Source organism: Pseudomonas sp. NY15435 (genome assembly GCF_048068295.1).
In the GTDB taxonomy this organism is placed as follows: Bacteria; Pseudomonadota; Gammaproteobacteria; order Pseudomonadales; family Pseudomonadaceae; genus Pseudomonas.
The window spans coordinates 60,906-78,109 of sequence record NZ_JBLUQA010000005.1 but is presented as its reverse complement, the minus strand read 5'-3'; the positions used below and the strand labels follow the sequence as shown (position 1 = coordinate 78,109).

Here is a 17,204-nt window from a genome sequence, read left to right as displayed (position 1 = left end):
TGCATAGCGCACAGAAATCGGCCGATTTTCGTGGCATGCGGCTGACTCATCAGTCAGCCAAAACGCTTTACGCCCCTGCCCTGCGTCAGTATGTTCTGGCCACTTCCAACCCAAGGACTCCAACCCAGGACTCTCTGCCATGAGTGAGCTGATCAGCTACCAATTCGAAGACGGCATCGCCACCCTGACCCTGAACAACGGCAAGGTGAACGCCATCTCCCCGGCGGTCATCGAAGCCTTCAACCAGGCCCTGGACCAGGCGGAGAAAGACCGTGCCATCGTCATCGTCACCGGCCAGCCGGGCATCCTCTCCGGCGGCTATGACCTCAAGGTGATGACCTCCGGTCCGGAAAACGCCGTGAACCTGGTGGCCGCCGGCTCTACCCTGGCCCGCCGCATGCTGTCCCTCCCATTCCCGGTCATCGTCGCCTGCACCGGCCACGCGGTGGCCAAGGGCGCCTTCATCCTGCTCTCGGCGGACTACCGCATTGGCGTCGACGGCCCGTTCCAGATCGGCCTCAACGAAGTAGCCATCGGCATGACCATGCACCACGTCGGCATCGAGCTGGCTCGTGATCGCCTGCGCCGTTCCGCCTTCACCCGCTCCGTGGTGAACGCCGAGATGTTCAACCCGCGCGACGCCGTGGACGCCGGTTTCCTCGACAAGGTGGTCCCGGCCGAACAGTTGCAAGCTGCTGCCCTGGAGGCCGCCCAGCACCTGAAGAAGCTGAACATGACAGCGCACCGCAACACCAAGCTGAAAGTGCGCAAGCAGCTGCTGGAAACCCTCGACAAGTCCATCGAGCTGGACAGGAACCACCTGGCCTGATCGCTCGAGGAATAAAGCCCGGCCATGTGCCGGGCTTTTTCATGCCACCACTGTTACTCAAAAGGCAACACTGATTAATCCTGTTTGCTATTTTTCAAAAATTATTACGCATTAACCTATAGATGAACCCAAGCAAAACCAACCCGGAGGTGTTCATCATGAAACTCAACATCATCGCCGCCAGCGTACTGGCCGCCGCTACCGCTTTTGCCGCCCAGGCCAGCTTCGCCGAAGAGTCCCCGCTGATGCAGGACCGCATGGTTCACATGACCCAGGCCGCTATCCAGCAACAGCAATCCGAGCAGTCCGCCAGCCAAGTGAACGTCGAAGCCGCCTCCAAGCAAGGCTGAAACCTTCACACCCCACCAGCCGCCTGCAGCAGGTGACGTCATGCAGTCGAGCCCGAAGCGAAAAGCCCGGCGTGATGCCGGGCCTTTCAGGGTCAATGACGCAACCTCAGAGATTTTCGACGGCCACCACACCTCGGCGGTAGGTCTCATAGACCACCACGCTGACATCCAGGTCGCCCAGGTACCGCTCTACCTGCGGCTTCACCTCTTTCCAGTCCAACCCACCAACACCGGTCGCCAGGCGCGGCAGCGCCACGCTTTCAACATGCTCGCTTTGCAGGTACCTGGCCAACTCCTTCAAACAGTGGCCGACGTTCTCCACTGTCGCTCCGGCCGGCTTCGCCGCGCGCCCGTCGCCTTGCATGCCCTGGGTGAGCAGGTTGGCGATGCAGCGGGTGGAACCGTCCGCGTCAACACCCGACCAGATCCAGATCGAGCCCGGCTTAGGCGCGTTCGAATGCGAGGCGTGACGGTAGTCGCGCACCATCGATGGCCAGCGCTCGCGCAGATCCAGCGCCAGCCCGCTGTCGAAATGGTCCTGCGGCGCAATGCCGTGGGCGATGACTTGCGCCTTGCTCAGCAGAATGTCGCCTTCAACGTATCGAATCATGGGAAGTTCCTTGCGTCCGGGAAGTCCGTGGCAGCCTCGCGCCACCACCTGATTTCCACGTTACGCCGGGTAACCTCCCCCTCCTTGACGAGGGTCAAGCAGCCATGAAGCCCGCCAGAGTCCCGGAAACATCCGACGTCATCCCGCCGCCCACCGCCCTGCGCCTGGTACTCGCGCCGCCATCTATCAATGCGCCTGATACTCGGAACCAACCGGCATCGTTATTCAATCGAAATGACCAAAGCGACACTGGGCCATCACTTACCCGGACCCGAGTCGCCAGCATGAATCGCCAAGCCCACCGCTATGCCCGCAACGGCGCACTCGCCGCCCTGGGGCTCTACACCATCGTGACCCTGGTGGTTACCGCCCTCACTGCCGGCTTCGACGGCGCGCGCCACGCCCCGGTGGACAACATCGACCGCAGCGGGCTCTTCGAACGCTTCAACCAGGCGGTGCCCGTGGCATTGCAGGGCCTCCAGGAAGCGCTCAGACCGCACTCCTGACCCTTCTTCGCTGGCGCGTCGCGCCAGGCTGGCCAACACTCAATCCCTGCAGAACGACTCCCGACTCCACACCAGATTCACAGCAGGGTGGGCTTCAGCATGGGCCGAGTCATCGCTTCCGCCGTCTACAGCAAGGGCCGCAAGGTCTCCGACATCCCGCTCGAGGACGGCTACCGCTGGGCGTGCCAGCCCGACCACTTCGTCTGGACCGGCCTGCAGGAGCCTACGCCGGAAGAGATGTTCAACCTCCAACGGCAGTTCAACCTCCACGAACTGGCCGTGTCCGACGCCCTGGAAAAGCACAGCCGGCCGAAGCTGGAAACCTTCGGAGATGCGCTGTTCATCGTCATCTATTCACCGATCCGCGCCGATAGCAGGCTGATGTTCGTCGAAACCCACCTATTCGCGGGCATCGGCTACATCATCAGCGCGCGCCACGGCTTTTCCCAGTCCTACGCCCAGGTCCGACAGCGCTGCGAAGCGCGACCGCTGCTGCTGGCCCATGGCACCGACTTCGTGCTTTATGCCCTGCTGGACTTCGTGATGAGCAACTACGAGCCGGTGGTCGAGGCGATCCGTGGGGAAATCGAGGAGGTGGAGCAGCAGGTGCTGCGCAAATCGCTGACCCAGGAGCAGATCGAGAAAATCTACGGTCTGCGCCGCGAGGTACTCAAGCTCAAGCACTATGCCGCGCCCATGGTGGAGATCTGCCAGGAGCTGCAGCGCCTGGACTTCCCCTTCATCGACAAGCAGATGCGGCCTTACTTTCGCGACGTGGCGATCCACGTGAACCGTCTGCTGGAAGACCTCACCACCCTGCGCGACGTCGCCAGCCAGACCATCGAAGTCGGACTGGCGCTGGAATCATCACGACAGAGCGTGGTGCAGCGCAAGTTCGCAGCCTGGGCGGCAATCCTGGCGTTCCCCACCGCCGTGGCCGGCATCTACGGGATGAACTTCGAATACATCCCGGAGCTGCACTGGCACTACGGCTACTTCCTGATCATGGGTTTGCTGGTGCTGGGCTGCGTCGGGTTGTACATCAGTTTCAAACAGGCGGATTGGTTGTGATCCGCGCCAGCCGGGAGGCAATCGCGGACAGAGTCCGCTCCTACGCTTGCCGGCGGGTGTAGGAGCGGACTCTGTCCGCGATCGGCTCGGCTCTGCACCTATCCAACCGGGAACGATGTCCCACGGCACCAACGAAAACGCCGCTCGATTGAGCGGCGTTTTCAGTCAACACGGCAGGAATCAGGCCGCGCTTTTCTTCTCGGCTTTCTTCTTCTGGTCACGGCCTTGCTGGACGAAGCGCATCATCCACTCGCCCACCACAGCGCCCTGGTGCGGGCGCGCCAGGCTGTCGATGCCGGACTGGAAGATCGGCTCGCTGAAGATGTGCTTGCGCAGCTCCAGGATCGCCTGGGAGTAGTCGCTCTGGAACTCCGGGTGGCCCTGGAAGCACAGCACCTGGTCACCGATGGCATAGGCGGCGTTCGGGCAGAAGTCGCTGGAAGCGATGCGACGCGCGCCGTGGGGCAGTTCGGTGACCTGGTCCTGGTGGCTGATCAGCAGGGTCAGGCCATCGCCCAGCGACGGGCTCATCCACTCCGGCTGTTCCTCAATGCAGTAGTCGTGCGTACCCACGCCCCAGCCCTGGCTGGCGCGCTCTGTCTTGCCGCCCAGCACCAGCGCCAGCAACTGATGGCCGAAGCACACGCCCAGCAGCTTGTCGCCGCGCTGGTAGAGCTTGAGTACATAGTCCTTGAGGGTCTGGATCCAGGGATCAGTGCCGAAGGAGTCCGCCTTGCTGCCGGTCACCAGGTACGCGTCGAACTTCTCATCTTCGGGCGGGTAATGCCCTTCCACCACGTTGTAGACCTTGAACTCGGCCGGAACGGGTTGCTTGGCGAACAGTTGCTGGAACATCCAGCCATAGCCCTTGTACTGATCGATGAGTTCGGGGCGGAGGATGTCGGTTTCCAGAATGCAGATGTGCAACGACATGCAGGGGTGATTCCTGGGGGGTTAGCGGCTGATAAGGATGGTTTTCCTGACACTGATAAAACGCGCGTGAAAATTACGCCCTATTTTTTCACCGCACAAGATGCCGAGGCCGATTCTTGTGCAGGAATTTCAGGGGAAATACCGGAAAAACCGACTTCCTTCAATTGCACCGGCGCACAGGGGTGACGGCCGGTTGGCAAGGATTCAGTCCAGTGACCGCTCACGCAGGACCGAGTTCGCATCCAGCACGTGCGCATATTCGCCTTGCAGGTTGGCCAGGGACATGGCGTGGACCTCCTCCGCGCTGCGCAGCACACCGTTGAAATCGCGTTTTTCGAAGGCAAAGCAGGCATCCGCCACCACCTGGGTGGCGAAGCCCAGATTGCCCGCCGTCCGCGCCGTGGCTTCCACCGAGTTGTTGGTGCTGACGCCGCAGATCACCACCGATTCGATGCCGCGCACGCGCAGCCAGCGTTCCAGGGCGCTGTTGATGAAGGCGTCGGGGACGTTCTTCTCCACCACGTGCTCGTGGTTCAGCGGCGCCAGTTCCGGCTGGAATTCCGCGCCGGGCTGGCCCGGCCAGAACGGTGAGCCTGGTGTACGGGAAATATGCCGCACATGCACCACCGCCCAGCCTGCCTGGCGCCAGGCTGCCAGTAGCTCACCGATGCGCAGTTCGGCCTGCGGGTTGTTGCGCGGCTCGGGGCTAGTGCGCATGCCTTGCTGCTGGTCGATGATCAACAGGGCGGGAGCATTCATCGGTGCGGTCCTGGCGAGTCGGAAGGCGCCATCCTACGACCTGAGCAAGCAAGAAAAAACCGGCCACTCGGGCCGGTTTTGTGGAGCGACGATTTGTAGGAGCGAGCTCGCACGCGAACGGCCCCGCAGCGAGGGTGGTTCACGAGCAAGCTCGCTCCTACACGTACGCTCAGAACCGCTCGTTGCGCGCCGCCTTCTCCAGCAGCAGCGCCGGCGGCAGGAAGCGCTCGCCGTATTGCTCGGCCAGGTACTGGGCGCGGGCGACGAAGTCCTTCAGGCCGTACTGGTTGATGAACTGCAGCGCGCCGCCGCTCCAGGCCGCGAAGCCGATGCCGAAAATCGAGCCGATGTTGGCGTCGGCGGTGGAGGTCAGCACGCCCTCCTCCACGCAGCGCACCGTCTCGATGGCCTGCACGAAGAGGATGCGGTCACGCACGTCTTCGGCGGATATCTGCGCGTCGGCCTTCTCGAAGCGCTGCTTGAGCTCCGGCCACAGGTGCTTCCTGCCGTTGGCGGGATAGTCGTAGAAACCGGCGCCGGCTGCTTTGCCCGGACGCTTGTATTCGTTGACCATCAGGTCCACCACGGAGAACGCCGGGTGCCTGGGCAACTGTTTGCCTTCGGCTTCCAGGTCCTTGCGGGTCTGCTCGCGGATGTGGGTCATCAGGCTCATCGACACTTCGTCGCTGATCGCCAGCGGGCCCACCGGCATGCCGGCCTGGCGCGCCCGGTTTTCGATCATCGCCGCCGACACGCCCTCACCGAGCATGGCCAGGCCTTCGTTGGTAAAGGTGCCAAATACGCGGGAGGTGAAGAAGCCGCGGCTGTCGTGAACCACGATCGGGGTCTTCTTGATCTGCAGGACGTAGTCGAAGGCGCGGGCCAGGGTGACGTCGTCAGTCTTCTCGCCGCGGATGATCTCCACCAGCGGCATCTTGTCCACCGGGCTGAAGAAGTGCAGGCCGATGAATTTCTGCGGCTGCGCCACGGCTTCGGCCAGGCCGGTGATCGGCAAGGTCGAGGTGTTGGAGGCGATCACCGCATCCGCCAGGGCAGCGGACTCGGCAGCGGCGCTGACCTTGGCCTTCAGCCCACGGTCCTCGAACACGGCTTCGATGATCAGGTCGCAACCTTCGAAGTCGGCGTCGCTGGCGGTCGGCTTGATACGGGCGAGGAAGGCATCGCGCTTCTCGGCGCCCATCTGGCCCTTGCCCACTTTCTTGTCCAGCAGGCCGGCGGAATAGGCCTTGCCCTTCTCTGCTGCTTCAAGGGAGACATCCTTGAGCACCACATCGATGCCGGCGGCCGCCGAGACGTAGGCGATGCCCGCGCCCATCATGCCCGCACCGACCACACCGACTTTCTTCGTCTGCTGCGGCGGGATGCCTTGCGGGCGCGATTTGCCCGCATTGATCTCGTTGAGCTGGAACCAGAAGGTGCCGATCATGTTCTTCGCCACCTGGCCGGTGGTCAGCTCGGTGAAGTAGCGCGCCTCGATCAGTTGGGCGGTGTCGAAGTCCACCTGGGCGCCTTCAACGGCCGCGCACATGATCTTCTCCGGCGCCGGGAAGCAGCCCTTGGTCTTGTCGCGCAACACGCTGGGGGCGATGGCCAGCATCTGTGCCACGGCCGGGCTGGACGGCGTACCGCCGGGGATCTTGTAGCCGGTAGTGTCCCACGGCTGCTTGGCGGCCGGGTTGGCGGCGATCCACTCGCGGGCCTTGGCCAGCATGTCCTCGCGGCTGGAGGCCAACTGGTGGATTAGACCGGCCTTGAGCGCCTGGTCCGGGCGCACTTTCTTGCCTTCGGCCAGGTACGGCAGGGCCTTCTCCAGACCGAGCAGGCGCACCATGCGCACCACGCCGCCACCGCCGGGCAACAGGCCCAGAGTGACTTCCGGCAGGCCGAGCTGGACGTGGCTTTCGTCCAGGGCAATGCGGTGGTGGCAGGCCAGGCAGATTTCCCAGCCGCCGCCCAGGGCCGCGCCATTGATGGCAGCGACCACGGGCTTGCCGAGGGTTTCCAGGCGGCGCAGCTGGCCCTTGAGCACCAGGATGCCTTCGTAGAAAGCCTGGGCGTCGGCCCTGGTCACCTTGATCAGTTCATTGAGGTCGCCGCCGGCGAAGAAGGTCTTCTTCGCGGAGGTGATCACCACGCCGGCGATCGAGCCCTTCTCGGCTTCCAGGCGCGCAACGGTGGCGGCCATGGCCTCGCGGTACGCACCATTCATGGTGTTGGCGCTCTGGCCGGGCATGTCCATGGTCAGGACGACGATGTTGTCCTGGCCTTTTTCATAACGGATGGCATCAGTCATTTTTGTTCTCTTCCCAAGGGTGGGAGACCAGTAGGAGCGAGGGGGACGCCTAGTCCTTGCTCGCGAAGCTCTGGGCTGTTCGCGAGCGAGCTCGCTCCTACTCGATCAGATTCGTTCGATGATGGTGGCTATACCCATGCCGCCGCCCACGCAGAGAGTGGCCAGGCCATAGCGCAGATTGCGCCGCTCCAGCTCGTCCAGCAGGGTGCCGAGGATCATGCAGCCGGTGGCGCCCAGCGGGTGGCCCATGGCGATGGAGCCGCCGTTGACGTTGACCTTGCTCTCCGGCACGCCCATGTCCTTCATGAACTTCATCACCACCGAGGCGAAGGCTTCGTTCACTTCATAGAGATCGATGTCCTCGGCTTTCAGCCCTGCCTTGGCCAGTGCCTTGCGGGTCGCCGGCGCGGGGCCGGTGAGCATGATGGTCGGGTCGGTACTGGTCACCGCGGTGGCGACGATACGCGCGCGGGCCTTCAGGCCCAGCTCGCGGCCCTTGGCTTCGGAGCCGATGAGCATGGCAGTGGCGCCATCGACGATGCCGGAGCTGTTGCCCGGCGTATGCACGTGCTCGATGCGCTCGACGAAGCTGTACTTGCGCAGTGCGCTGGCGTCGAAGCCCATCTGCCCCATCATCTCGAAGCTGGGCTTGAGCGCGCCGAGGCCTTCGAGGGTGGAATCACCGCGGATGAACTCGTCATGGTCGAGCAGGACGATGCCGTTCTGGTCGGTGACTGGCACCAGCGACTTGGCGAACAGTCCTTCGGCGCGAGCCTTGGCGGCCTTCTGCTGGGAGCGCAGGGCGAAGGCGTCGACGTCGGCGCGGCTGAAACCTTCCAGGGTGGCGATCAGGTCGGCGCCGATGCCCTGGGGAACGAAACTGGTGTGCAGGTTGGTTTCCGGGTCCAGCGCCCAGGCGCCGCCGTCGGAGCCCATGGGCACGCGGGACATGGATTCCACGCCGCCGACTACCACCAGGTCCTCGAAGCCCGAGCGCACCTTCATGGCGCCCAGGTTGACCGCCTCCAGGCCCGAGGCGCAGAAGCGGTTGATCTGTACGCCGGCAACCTGCTCGTCCCAATCGGCCACCAGCGCAGCGGTCTTGGCGATGTCCGAGCCCTGGTCGCCCACCGGAGTCACGCAGCCCAGGACGATGTCGTCGACCTGGGCGGTATCGAGCTGGTTGCGCTGCTGCAGCGCACGCAGGACACCGGCCATCAGGTTGACTGGCTTGACGCTGTGCAGCGCGCCGTCCTTCTTGCCTTTGCCGCGGGGAGTACGCACCGCGTCGTAAATGAATGCTTCGGTCATGGCGTTCTCTCTTAGAGTTGTCGTCACGCAGGCGTGGCGTGTCGGCCTACCTTAGCGGCGTGACAGCCAGGGGCAATGACCGCAGCGCTCAGCGCAATTGACCGCCACGCTCAGCCACCGACCGACGGTGGCGGCTTCGAAGGCTCTGGACAGGGGCTGACGGCGCAGGCGGACGAACGGTCGAAAAGCTGAACAGAGCTGTCACGCCCCGGTCATATAGAGGGAATATGCCTGGAACTGCATCACTTGCTGCCAGACGGTCTAAGCCCGCGCGGCACTAGGCTTAGACTCCGATGTGCAGTGAATGAAAAGCGTGCAGATGATGCGAAGAGTGCCGTTGCCGGGTTTTGCCGGCTCGGCTCGAGAAACCAGAAGCCAAGGCATGAGCGCCACTATCAACAGGCCGTGAGTGAGCCGTGCCAAGAACAAGAAAGGCGGAAGGACATCATGGACAAACAATCGAGAAAATGGCGTCAGGCTAGCCTGATCGTCTTCGCAACCACCGTTGTACTGATCATCCCCAATCTGAGTCGTCTGGTCGGCTAGGGCCAACACCCGGCTACCCCGCCGCTGCGTACCGCGTGCCGCCATTCGCGAGCCACGGTCAACGCAGCGCGGGAGCCACCCACCTCCTGCTGCGCCCGCACCTCTGCTAATGTTCCGCGGCCCACCCGCCCACCGGAACCCGCCATGCGCCCACTGCTGCTGACGCTGCTCCTGCTCTGCCCCACCACTTTCGCCGCGACGCTCACCCTGGAACTGCCCGATGGCAAGCACAGCCTGACCAGCGAGCAATTGCTGGCCGATCCCCAGGCACAAGACATCGAGATTCCCGCCGACGTTTCCTACAACCGCACCATGCATTACCGCGCGGTACCTCTGGCGGCGCTGCTGCAAGGCCTGAAACCCGGTGATCATCTGCAGGCCGTGGCGCTGGATGGTTTTGCCGCCGAACTGCCGGCGGCGCCGCTGCTGGCGGAAAAAGGTTCGCGCGCCTGGCTGGCCATCGAGGAAGCCGACAAACCCTGGCCAAAGCTGGGCGACGGCAAGCCGTCAGCCGGGCCGTTCTACCTGGTGTGGACCGACCCGAAAGCCGCCGGCATTGGCCCGGAACAGTGGCCGTTCCAGGTTGCCAGTATCCGTTACCTCAAGCCCCTGGCAGAACGTTTCCCGGCGCTGCTGCCGGCGAAGAATGCGCCCGATTCAGTGCAGAAGGGCTTTGCCCAGTTCCAGAAGAACTGCCTGGCTTGCCATCGCCTGAACGGCGCCGGCGACTCGCAATTCGGCCCGGACCTGAACCTGCCGCACAATCCCACCGAGTACTTCGCCGCGGGCTACCTCAAGCAGTACATCCGCGACCCGCAGAGCCTGCGGCACTGGCCGGAGGCGCGAATGAAGGGCTTTGCCACCGATGTGGTCAGCGAGCAGGAACTGGACCAGATCGTTGCCTACCTGAAGCACATGGCCGGGCGGAAAGTTAAAGCCGGGAGCTGATCGGACAGATCAGCACGGCAGTGGGTTCGCGAGCAAGCTCGCTCCTACAACGAGCGAGCTCCTGCGTTAACCCTGTAGGAGCGAGCTTGCTCGCGAACCCACCCCGCAGCAAACCGTCAGTGCCAGTAATCCCCCGGCGGCGCCGGCAGCTCGCCGAGCAACTGGCGCAACCCCGCGCCCCACTGCCCGCGAATCCCCTCGAAATACGCATCGCCTTCCTGGATCCGGTACCCCGCCGGCACCTCCAGGCTGCCTTCGCGGTACACCAGCAGGTCCAGCGGCATGCCTACCGAGAGGTTGCTGCGGATGGTCGAGTCGAAGCTGATCAGCGCACAGCGCAGCGCCTGCTCCAGCGGCGTGGCATAGCTCATGGCGCGGTCGATGATCGGCTTGCCGTACTTGCTCTCGCCGATCTGGAAGTAAGGCGTATCGCGGCACGACTCGATGAAGTTGCCCTGCGGGTAGACGTTGAACAGGCGAGGCACCTCGGTGCCGATCTGCCCGCCGACGAGGAACGAACTGCCCAGGTCGACGCCTTGGTTCTGGCCAATGTTCTCATCGTGGTCGACCACTTCGCGAAGCGTCGAGCCCACCAAACGGGCCGCCTCGAACAGATTCTCGACATTGCCCAGGTTCAGCCCGTCACTGCCCATGCGCTGGCGCAGCGTGCTGATCACCGACTGCGAGGTGGCCAGGTTGCCGGCGCTCTGCACCACGATCAGACGTTCGCCGGGCGTGCCGAAGATGTGCAGCTTGCGGAATACGGCGATGTTGTCGACGCCGGCGTTGGTGCGCGAATCGGAAACGAAGACCAGGCCCTGGGCGAGGTTCATGGCGACGCAGTAGGTCATGGCTTTCTCATGGCGGTAGGAACTGGCACCGATCTTATGCCGGTGCCGGCGCTTGTGCCACGCATCCTCACTGCTGCGCCTGCTGCATCTGCTGCAGGTGCCCCGGCGCAACGGTGACGCGGGCGTGCATCTGCTCGCCGCCTCCGCCCCGGCGCATGCCGCGCACCGGGCAGGCGTCGAGGTAGTCCAGGCCGACGGCCAGTTTCAGGTGGCGCTCGGGGCGGTCGAGCACGTTGGTCACGTCGAAGCTGTACCAGGCGTCGCCGACCCAGGCTTCGGCCCAGGCGTGGCTGGCGAGGTGCTCCTCGACATCGGTGTAGAGATAGCCGGAAACGTAGCGCGCCGGCACGCCCAGATAGCGCAGGCAGGCGAGGAAGGCGTGGGCGTGGTCCTGGCAGACGCCCTGCCCGGCGGCAAAGGCTTCGGCGGCGGTGCTGTCCACTTGGGTCGAGCCAGGCACGTAGGCAATGCGCTCATTCAACGCCTGCATCAGGTGGATCATGGCCTTGCGGTCGCGGCGCTCGGCGCACTGGGCGCGGGCAAACTCCTGCAACGCACCATCGGCCTGGGTCAGCCGGGTGCTGCGCAGGAACGGCAGCGGCGACAAGTGATCGTGCTCGCACTCGTTCTCCACGTCGATTTCGACGTTGCCGTGGGCGGCGATGGCGATGGCCTCGTGGGGCTCGTCGAGGGTCAGCACGTGGAGGATGTTGCCGTAGGCGTCGCGTTGCGGATGCGCCGGACGCGGCAGGTGCAACTGCCAGTCGAGCACATGCTGGCGCTCGCTTTCCTGCGGGGTCAGGCGCAGGTACTGGATACTCGCGCGCACCTGGTCTTCGTAGCGGTAGGTGGTGTCATGGCGGATGGAGAGTTTCATGCGGCCTCCAGGTACGAGCTGTGAATGGCGTTGGCGAGCTGGCGCACCAGCCCGATGTGGTCGGTGATCCAGGGGTGCAGGCCGTTGCCCAGCACCTCGTCGATGCCGGTGTAGCGCACCCGCGCTTCCAGCTCGGCGGCCAGGCGCTGGGCCGGACGGCCGTTGGCGCCGGGCAGGCTGGCGAGTATCTGGCGCAGTTCCTCGGCGCAGGCCAGCAGCGAGCGCGGTACGTCCTCGCGCAACAGCAGGAGTTCGGCGATGTTCCGTGCATTGAGGGCGTCGCGGTACAGTTCGGTGTAGCCCTCGAAAGCCGATAGCGCGCGCAGCAGCGCCGTCCATTGGTAATAGCCGCGCGCCGAGCCCTCGGCTGGGCCGGCACTGTGTTCGCCCAGCACCTGGTGGCGGGCGTCGAGCAGGCGCAGGGTGTTGTCGGCGCGCTCGATGTAGGTGCCCAGGCGGATGAAGTGGAAAGCGTCATTGCGCATGCTGGTGCCGAAGGTGGCACCACGGAACAGGTGCGAGCGGTCTTTCACCCATTCGCAGAAGTGGCTGATTCCGTAGCGCAGCAGGCCCTGGTGGGCGATGTCGCGCATCTCCAGCCAGGTGGCGTTGATGTTTTCCCACATGTCGGTGGTGATGCGCCCGCGCACCGCATGAGCACCGGCGCGGGCCGCGCCGAAGCAGGAATAGATGCTCGCCGGGTTCTGCGCATCCAGGGCGAAGAAGTTCAACAGGCGCTCGGCGTGCAGCTCGCCGTGGCGGGCGAGATAGGCGTCGAGGTTGCCGGTGATCAGCAGCGGCATGGCGAGCTCCTCCAGGCCATCGCCACGGCCATCCTGAGGCATCAGCGACAGCGAGTAGGACACGTCGAGCATGCGCGCGAGGTTCTCGGCGCGCTCCAGGTAACGCGACATCCAGTACAGGTCGGAAGCGGTTCTACTCAGCATGGTGTCAGTCCTCGACTACCCAGGTGTCCTTGGTACCGCCACCTTGTGACGAGTTGACCACCAGCGAGCCTTCGCGCAGCGCCACGCGGGTCAACCCGCCGGGCACCAGGCGCACGTTGTCCGGCGCGGACAGCACGAAGGGCCGCAGGTCGATGTGACGCGGGGCGATACCGTTCTCGACAAAGGTCGGGCAGGTCGACAGGCTCAGGGTCGGCTGCGCGATATAGGCCTCCGGGCGCGCCATCAGCCGGGCGCGGAAGGCTTCGATTTCCGCCGTGCTGGCCGCCGGGCCGACCAGCATGCCGTAGCCGCCGGAGCCCTGGGCCTCCTTCACCACCAGCTCGGGCAGATGCGCCAGCACGTGGGACAGGTCCTGCGGACGGCGGCATTGCCAGGTCGGCACGTTGTGCAGGATGGGTTCCTGGTCGAGGTAGAAGCGGATCATCTCCGGCACGTACGGGTAGACCGATTTGTCGTCGGCCACGCCGGTGCCGATGGCGTTGGCCAGCACCACATTGCCGGCGCGGTAGGCGGCCAGCAGGCCGGGCACGCCGAGCATGGAATCGGGGTTGAAGGCCAGCGGGTCGAGGAAGTCGTCGTCCACCCGCCGGTAGATCACGTCCACCGGCATCGGGCCGGAGGTGGTGCGCATATAGACGCGCTCGTCGCGGACGAACAGGTCAGCGCCTTCCACCAGCTCCACGCCCATCTCGCGGGCCAGGAAGGCGTGCTCGAAATAGGCGCTGTTGAAGCGGCCAGGCGTCAGCACCACCACGCAGGGCTGCTCCACTTCACTGGCCTGGCGCAGGGTGTCGAGCAGCAGGTTCGGGTAGTGGTCGATGGGCGCGATGCGCTGGGCGCCGAACAGCTCGGGGAACAGGCGCATCATCATCTTGCGGTTCTCCAGCATGTAGGAGACGCCGCTGGGCGTGCGCAGGTTGTCCTCGAGGACGTAGTAGGCGCCATTGCCGTCGCGAACCAGATCGATCCCGGCGATGTGCGCGTAGACGTTGCCGGGCACGTCCAGGCCCTGCATGGCCAACTGGTACTGGTCGTTGGCCAGGACCTGCTCGGGCGGGATCAGGCCTTCCTTGAGAATGCGCTGGTCGTGGTAGAGATCGGCGAGAAACAGATTGAGCGCCTGGACGCGCTGGATACAGCCGGCCTCGATGATCTTCCACTCGCTGGCGGGGATACTGCGCGGGATGGTGTCGAAGGGGATCAGGCGCTCGGTGCCCTGGTCGTCGCCGTAAAGGGTGAAGGTGATGCCGGCGCGATAGAACAGCAGGTCGGCTTCGCGACGACGCTGTTGCAGCTGTTCGCCGGGCATGTCCGCCAGCCAGCGGGCGAACTCCGTGTAGTGCGGTCGGCAGGCGCCAGCGGCGTCATGCATTTCGTCATAGAACACCCGAGCCATCTTCTACTCCTTGTTGCCGCTCGTCCTCGGCTGCGAAGGCCGTCGCAAGGCCCGTGCCAGAGGTCGATTTCCTGTTGGTTCAATGACTTGCAAAGGCTGCCGATGCACCTCGCACCAGCTCGGTGCGCTTTTCCCGGCCGCCCGCCCCAGCTCGCCCCGTTTGGGGCCGCGAGCGCCGGCGGGCGGGCCTTTGCGGGGCGCCAGGGGCTTTCTTGTCAGCCTATGGGCCCGGAACTACGCTGCAAGAGCGTGTCCATTCGCTATGGACATGCAGCGATCAACAGAGGTGCCAAATTTCTGCGCGCTGGTATCGCAGTGGCTCCCACAACGAAGAACAACAGGAGTCCGTCCATGTCATCCGTGCAATTGTTTTCAACGAAAGTCGCGGCGCTGGCATTCGCCGGCGTCAGCCTGCTCTCCAGCGGCACGTTGCAGGCCGCCGAGGCGCTCAAGCAGCTCGGTAACCCCGAAGGCGCGCTGGATATCATTGCCTGGCCCGGCTACATCGAACGGGGCGAGAGCGACAAGAACTACGACTGGGTCAGCCAGTTCGAGAAGGACACCGGCTGCAAGGTCAACGTAAAGACCGCCGCTACCTCCGACGAGATGGTCAGCCTGATGGCCAAGGGTGGCTACGATCTGGTCACCGCCTCGGGCGACGCCTCGCTGCGGCTGGTCTACGGCAAGCGTGTGCAGCCGATCAACATCGCCCTGGTGCCCAACTGGAAGAACGTCGACCAGCGTCTGCAGGACGCGCCCTGGCACACGGTGGACGGCAAGCACTACGGCACGCCCTACCAGTGGGGGCCGAACGTGCTGATGTACAACACCAAGGTCTTCCCCAAGGCGCCGGAAAGCTGGAGCGTGGTGTTCACCGAGCAGAAGCTGCCTGACGGCAAGAGCAACAAGGGCCGCGTGCAGGCCTACGACGGCCCGATCTACATCGCTGACGCCGCGCTTTACCTGAAGACTGCCCAGCCCGCCCTGGGCATCCAGGACCCCTACGAGCTCAACGAGGAGCAGTACGCCGCCGCCCTCAAGCTGCTGCGCGAGCAGCAGAAGCTGATCCACCGCTACTGGCACGACGCGACGGTACAGATGAGCGACTTCAAGAACGAAGGCGTGGCCGCGTCAGGCTCCTGGCCGTACCAGGTGAACGCGCTGCAGGGCGAGAAGCAACCGATCGCCTCGACCATCCCTGGCGAAGGCGTCACCGGCTGGGCCGACACCACCATGCTGCATGCGGACGCCAAACACCCGGTGTGCGCCTACAAGTGGCTGAACTGGTCGCTGGAACCCAAGGTGCAGGGTGACGTCGCCGCCTGGTTCGGCTCGGTCCCCGCCGCGCCCGACGGTTGCACCGGTAGCCAGCTGCTCGGCGAAAAAGGCTGCGCCACCAATGGCTACGACCAGTTCGACCGCATCGCCTTCTGGAAGACCCCGCAAGCCAAGTGCGAGCAGGGGCAGTGCGTGCCGTACAGCCGGTGGACGCAGGACTACATTGCGATCATGGGTGGGAGGTGACGCTGTACTCCGCGCCGGAAAGCCCCTCTCCCCAGCCCTCTCCCTAAAGGGAGAGGGAGCGATCCGAGCGAAAGCTGAATACAGAGTCAGCCGGATACTTCGCTTTCGCATTAAGCGATGAACCAGCCGCACATGCCGAACAGTCCCCTCTCCCTTCAGGGAGAGGGGGTCATCCGAGCGAAAGCTGAATACAGAGTCAGCCGGATACTTCGCTTTCGCATTAAGCGATGAACCAACCGCACATGCCGAACAGTCCCCTCTCCCTTCAGGGAGAGGGTTAGGGAGAGGGAACGCGCTACCAGCTACACCCTGTTCTCCGGCTGAACAAGCGCCCTTTCCCCCATGCGCTACCTTTTCTGATGCAGCCCCCGCCACGCAGGTAGCCCGCAGCATGACCACAGCCGTCCAGTTCACTGACGTGAGCCGTCACTATGGCGAGGTGCGCGCCGTCGATGCGGTGTCCATCGAGATTCGTGACGGCGAGTTCTTCTCCATGCTCGGCCCTTCCGGCTCGGGCAAGACCACCTGCCTGCGGCTGATCGCCGGCTTCGAGCAGCCCACCTCCGGCTCCATCCGCATCCATGGCGCGGAAGCGGCGGGCCTGCCGCCCTACGAGCGCGACGTGAACACGGTGTTCCAGGACTATGCGCTGTTCCCGCACATGAACGTGCTGGACAACGTCGCCTACGGCCTGAAGGTGAAGGGCGTGGCCAAGGCCGAGCGTTACCACCGCGCCGAGGAAGCCCTCGGCATGGTCGCCCTGGCCGGCTACGGCAAGCGCAAACCGGCGCAGCTTTCCGGCGGTCAGCGTCAGCGCGTCGCGCTGGCGCGAGCGCTGGTGAACCGACCGCGCGTATTGCTGCTGGACGAACCCCTCGGCGCGCTGGACCTGAAGCTGCGCGAGCAGATGCAGGTGGAGTTGAAGAAACTGCAGCGCCAGCTGGGCATCACCTTTATCTTCGTCACCCATGACCAGAGCGAAGCGCTGTCCATGTCCGACCGCGTGGCGGTGTTCAACAAGGGCCGCATCGAACAGGTCGATACCCCCGGCAATCTCTACCGCCGCCCGGCCACGCGCTTCGTCGCCGAGTTCGTCGGCACCGCCAACGTGCTGCGCGGCGATCTCGCCCAGCGCCTGCTCGGCGAATCCCGCCCGTACTCGCTGCGCCCGGAACACGTGCGTTTCGGCCGCGCCGGCGAAGGCGAACTGGAAGTCAGCGGCACCCTGTTCGACGTGCAGTACATGGGCGCCAGCAGCCGCTATGAGATCGAACTGGAGAACGGCGTGCGCCTGGTCGCCGCGCTGCCCAACGGCGAGCGCGAGGAGCAGAGGCCGAAACCGGGTGATGCGGTGACCGCCTGCTGGGCACGCAGCGCGCTGGTGCCGCTGCTCGAGGAGCCGGCGTCGTGA

The 17,204-nt window shown here is 64.6% G+C and carries 16 protein-coding genes; 7 read left to right on the top strand and 9 right to left on the bottom strand.

All coding sequences use genetic code 11. The features are described 5' to 3' along the window. Positions 1 to 139 precede the first annotated feature (139 nt). A complete protein-coding gene (locus ACNFH5_RS13340; protein WP_416746598.1) occupies positions 140 to 829 on the top strand; it encodes a crotonase/enoyl-CoA hydratase family protein in 690 nt (229 codons plus the stop codon). 158 nt (positions 830 to 987) lie between these two features. Continuing rightward, positions 988 to 1,179 (top strand): hypothetical protein, encoded by a 192-nt coding sequence (locus ACNFH5_RS13335; RefSeq protein WP_081520664.1) that lies wholly within the window; start codon positions 988 to 990, stop codon positions 1,177 to 1,179. Between the two features lie 106 nt (positions 1,180 to 1,285). Here ACNFH5_RS13335 and ACNFH5_RS13330 read toward each other — a convergent pair whose 3' ends face one another. Further along, positions 1,286 to 1,789: a macro domain-containing protein gene (locus ACNFH5_RS13330; RefSeq protein WP_416746595.1), complete on the bottom strand. Its 504-nt coding sequence runs from the start codon at positions 1,787 to 1,789 to the stop codon at positions 1,286 to 1,288. Between the two features lie 284 nt (positions 1,790 to 2,073). On the opposite strand from ACNFH5_RS13330, the gene ACNFH5_RS13325 reads away from it, so the two are divergent. After that, entirely contained in the window at positions 2,074 to 2,295 is a 222-nt protein-coding gene (locus ACNFH5_RS13325; protein WP_416746593.1) for a hypothetical protein, read from the top strand. 99 nt (positions 2,296 to 2,394) lie between these two features. Continuing rightward, entirely contained in the window at positions 2,395 to 3,366 is a 972-nt protein-coding gene (locus ACNFH5_RS13320) for a magnesium and cobalt transport protein CorA (RefSeq protein ID WP_416746591.1), read from the top strand. A gap of 180 nt (positions 3,367 to 3,546) precedes the next feature. Here the strand turns inward: ACNFH5_RS13320 and ACNFH5_RS13315 are convergent, their stop codons facing one another. The 4 genes from ACNFH5_RS13315 to ACNFH5_RS13300 all read right to left on the bottom strand — a co-directional run bounded on the left by ACNFH5_RS13315 (position 3,547) and on the right by ACNFH5_RS13300 (position 8,683). Beyond that, positions 3,547 to 4,299: an amidotransferase gene (locus tag ACNFH5_RS13315; RefSeq protein ID WP_416746589.1), complete on the bottom strand. Its 753-nt coding sequence runs from the start codon at positions 4,297 to 4,299 to the stop codon at positions 3,547 to 3,549. Between the two features lie 204 nt (positions 4,300 to 4,503). Beyond that, positions 4,504 to 5,058 carry a cysteine hydrolase family protein gene (locus ACNFH5_RS13310; protein ID WP_416746587.1) on the bottom strand — a complete coding sequence of 185 codons (555 nt, stop codon included), beginning with the start codon at positions 5,056 to 5,058 and terminating at the stop codon, positions 4,504 to 4,506. Between the two features lie 169 nt (positions 5,059 to 5,227). Further along, on the bottom strand, positions 5,228 to 7,372 hold the full coding sequence (locus ACNFH5_RS13305; RefSeq protein ID WP_416746585.1) for a 3-hydroxyacyl-CoA dehydrogenase NAD-binding domain-containing protein: 2,145 nt from the start codon (positions 7,370 to 7,372) through the stop codon (positions 5,228 to 5,230). A gap of 105 nt (positions 7,373 to 7,477) precedes the next feature. Further along, the gene (locus tag ACNFH5_RS13300) at positions 7,478 to 8,683 is read right to left on the bottom strand and encodes an acetyl-CoA C-acetyltransferase (RefSeq protein WP_416746583.1); all 1,206 of its coding nucleotides are present in this window, start codon (positions 8,681 to 8,683) and stop codon (positions 7,478 to 7,480) included. A gap of 690 nt (positions 8,684 to 9,373) precedes the next feature. On the opposite strand from ACNFH5_RS13300, the gene ACNFH5_RS13295 reads away from it, so the two are divergent. Further along, positions 9,374 to 10,177 (top strand): c-type cytochrome, encoded by an 804-nt coding sequence (locus ACNFH5_RS13295; RefSeq protein WP_416746581.1) that lies wholly within the window; start codon positions 9,374 to 9,376, stop codon positions 10,175 to 10,177. A 116-nt stretch (positions 10,178 to 10,293) separates the two neighbouring features. Here ACNFH5_RS13295 and ACNFH5_RS13290 read toward each other — a convergent pair whose 3' ends face one another. The 4 genes from ACNFH5_RS13290 to ACNFH5_RS13275 form a co-directional block, all read right to left on the bottom strand. Next, positions 10,294 to 11,028 carry a peptidase gene (locus tag ACNFH5_RS13290; protein WP_416746579.1) on the bottom strand — a complete coding sequence of 245 codons (735 nt, stop codon included), beginning with the start codon at positions 11,026 to 11,028 and terminating at the stop codon, positions 10,294 to 10,296. 67 nt (positions 11,029 to 11,095) lie between these two features. Continuing rightward, positions 11,096 to 11,905 (bottom strand): transglutaminase family protein, encoded by an 810-nt coding sequence (locus tag ACNFH5_RS13285; RefSeq protein ID WP_416746577.1) that lies wholly within the window; start codon positions 11,903 to 11,905, stop codon positions 11,096 to 11,098. Then, complete coding sequence (locus tag ACNFH5_RS13280) at positions 11,902 to 12,852, bottom strand: alpha-E domain-containing protein (RefSeq protein ID WP_416746575.1); 951 nt, start codon at positions 12,850 to 12,852, stop codon at positions 11,902 to 11,904. Before ACNFH5_RS13280 ends, ACNFH5_RS13285 begins: the two co-directional genes overlap by 4 nt. A 4-nt stretch (positions 12,853 to 12,856) precedes the next feature. Then, positions 12,857 to 14,269, bottom strand: a complete 1,413-nt coding sequence (locus ACNFH5_RS13275; protein ID WP_416746573.1) for a circularly permuted type 2 ATP-grasp protein — start codon at positions 14,267 to 14,269, stop codon at positions 12,857 to 12,859. 351 nt (positions 14,270 to 14,620) lie between these two features. Between ACNFH5_RS13275 and ydcS the strand changes: the two genes are divergently transcribed. After that, positions 14,621 to 15,793 (top strand): putative ABC transporter substrate-binding protein YdcS, encoded by a 1,173-nt coding sequence (gene ydcS / locus ACNFH5_RS13270; protein ID WP_416746571.1) that lies wholly within the window; start codon positions 14,621 to 14,623, stop codon positions 15,791 to 15,793. 391 nt (positions 15,794 to 16,184) lie between these two features. Further along, entirely contained in the window at positions 16,185 to 17,204 is a 1,020-nt protein-coding gene (locus ACNFH5_RS13265; protein WP_416746569.1) for an ABC transporter ATP-binding protein, read from the top strand.

Coding starts and splice junctions, on each gene's coding strand:
- ACNFH5_RS13315 (WP_416746589.1), bottom strand. CDS start 4,299: ATGTCGTTGCACATCTGCATTCTGGAAACCGACATCCTCCGCCCCGAA.
- ACNFH5_RS13305 (WP_416746585.1), bottom strand. CDS start 7,372: ATGACTGATGCCATCCGTTATGAAAAAGGCCAGGACAACATCGTCGTC.
- ACNFH5_RS13310 (WP_416746587.1), bottom strand. CDS start 5,058: ATGAATGCTCCCGCCCTGTTGATCATCGACCAGCAGCAAGGCATGCGC.
- ACNFH5_RS13300 (WP_416746583.1), bottom strand. CDS start 8,683: ATGACCGAAGCATTCATTTACGACGCGGTGCGTACTCCCCGCGGCAAA.
- ACNFH5_RS13335 (WP_081520664.1), top strand. CDS start 988: ATGAAACTCAACATCATCGCCGCCAGCGTACTGGCCGCCGCTACCGCT.
- ACNFH5_RS13340 (WP_416746598.1), top strand. CDS start 140: ATGAGTGAGCTGATCAGCTACCAATTCGAAGACGGCATCGCCACCCTG.
- ACNFH5_RS13320 (WP_416746591.1), top strand. CDS start 2,395: ATGGGCCGAGTCATCGCTTCCGCCGTCTACAGCAAGGGCCGCAAGGTC.
- ACNFH5_RS13295 (WP_416746581.1), top strand. CDS start 9,374: ATGCGCCCACTGCTGCTGACGCTGCTCCTGCTCTGCCCCACCACTTTC.
- ACNFH5_RS13290 (WP_416746579.1), bottom strand. CDS start 11,028: ATGACCTACTGCGTCGCCATGAACCTCGCCCAGGGCCTGGTCTTCGTT.
- ACNFH5_RS13265 (WP_416746569.1), top strand. CDS start 16,185: ATGACCACAGCCGTCCAGTTCACTGACGTGAGCCGTCACTATGGCGAG.
- ydcS (WP_416746571.1), top strand. CDS start 14,621: ATGTCATCCGTGCAATTGTTTTCAACGAAAGTCGCGGCGCTGGCATTC.
- ACNFH5_RS13325 (WP_416746593.1), top strand. CDS start 2,074: ATGAATCGCCAAGCCCACCGCTATGCCCGCAACGGCGCACTCGCCGCC.
- ACNFH5_RS13275 (WP_416746573.1), bottom strand. CDS start 14,269: ATGGCTCGGGTGTTCTATGACGAAATGCATGACGCCGCTGGCGCCTGC.
- ACNFH5_RS13280 (WP_416746575.1), bottom strand. CDS start 12,852: ATGCTGAGTAGAACCGCTTCCGACCTGTACTGGATGTCGCGTTACCTG.
- ACNFH5_RS13330 (WP_416746595.1), bottom strand. CDS start 1,789: ATGATTCGATACGTTGAAGGCGACATTCTGCTGAGCAAGGCGCAAGTC.
- ACNFH5_RS13285 (WP_416746577.1), bottom strand. CDS start 11,905: ATGAAACTCTCCATCCGCCATGACACCACCTACCGCTACGAAGACCAG.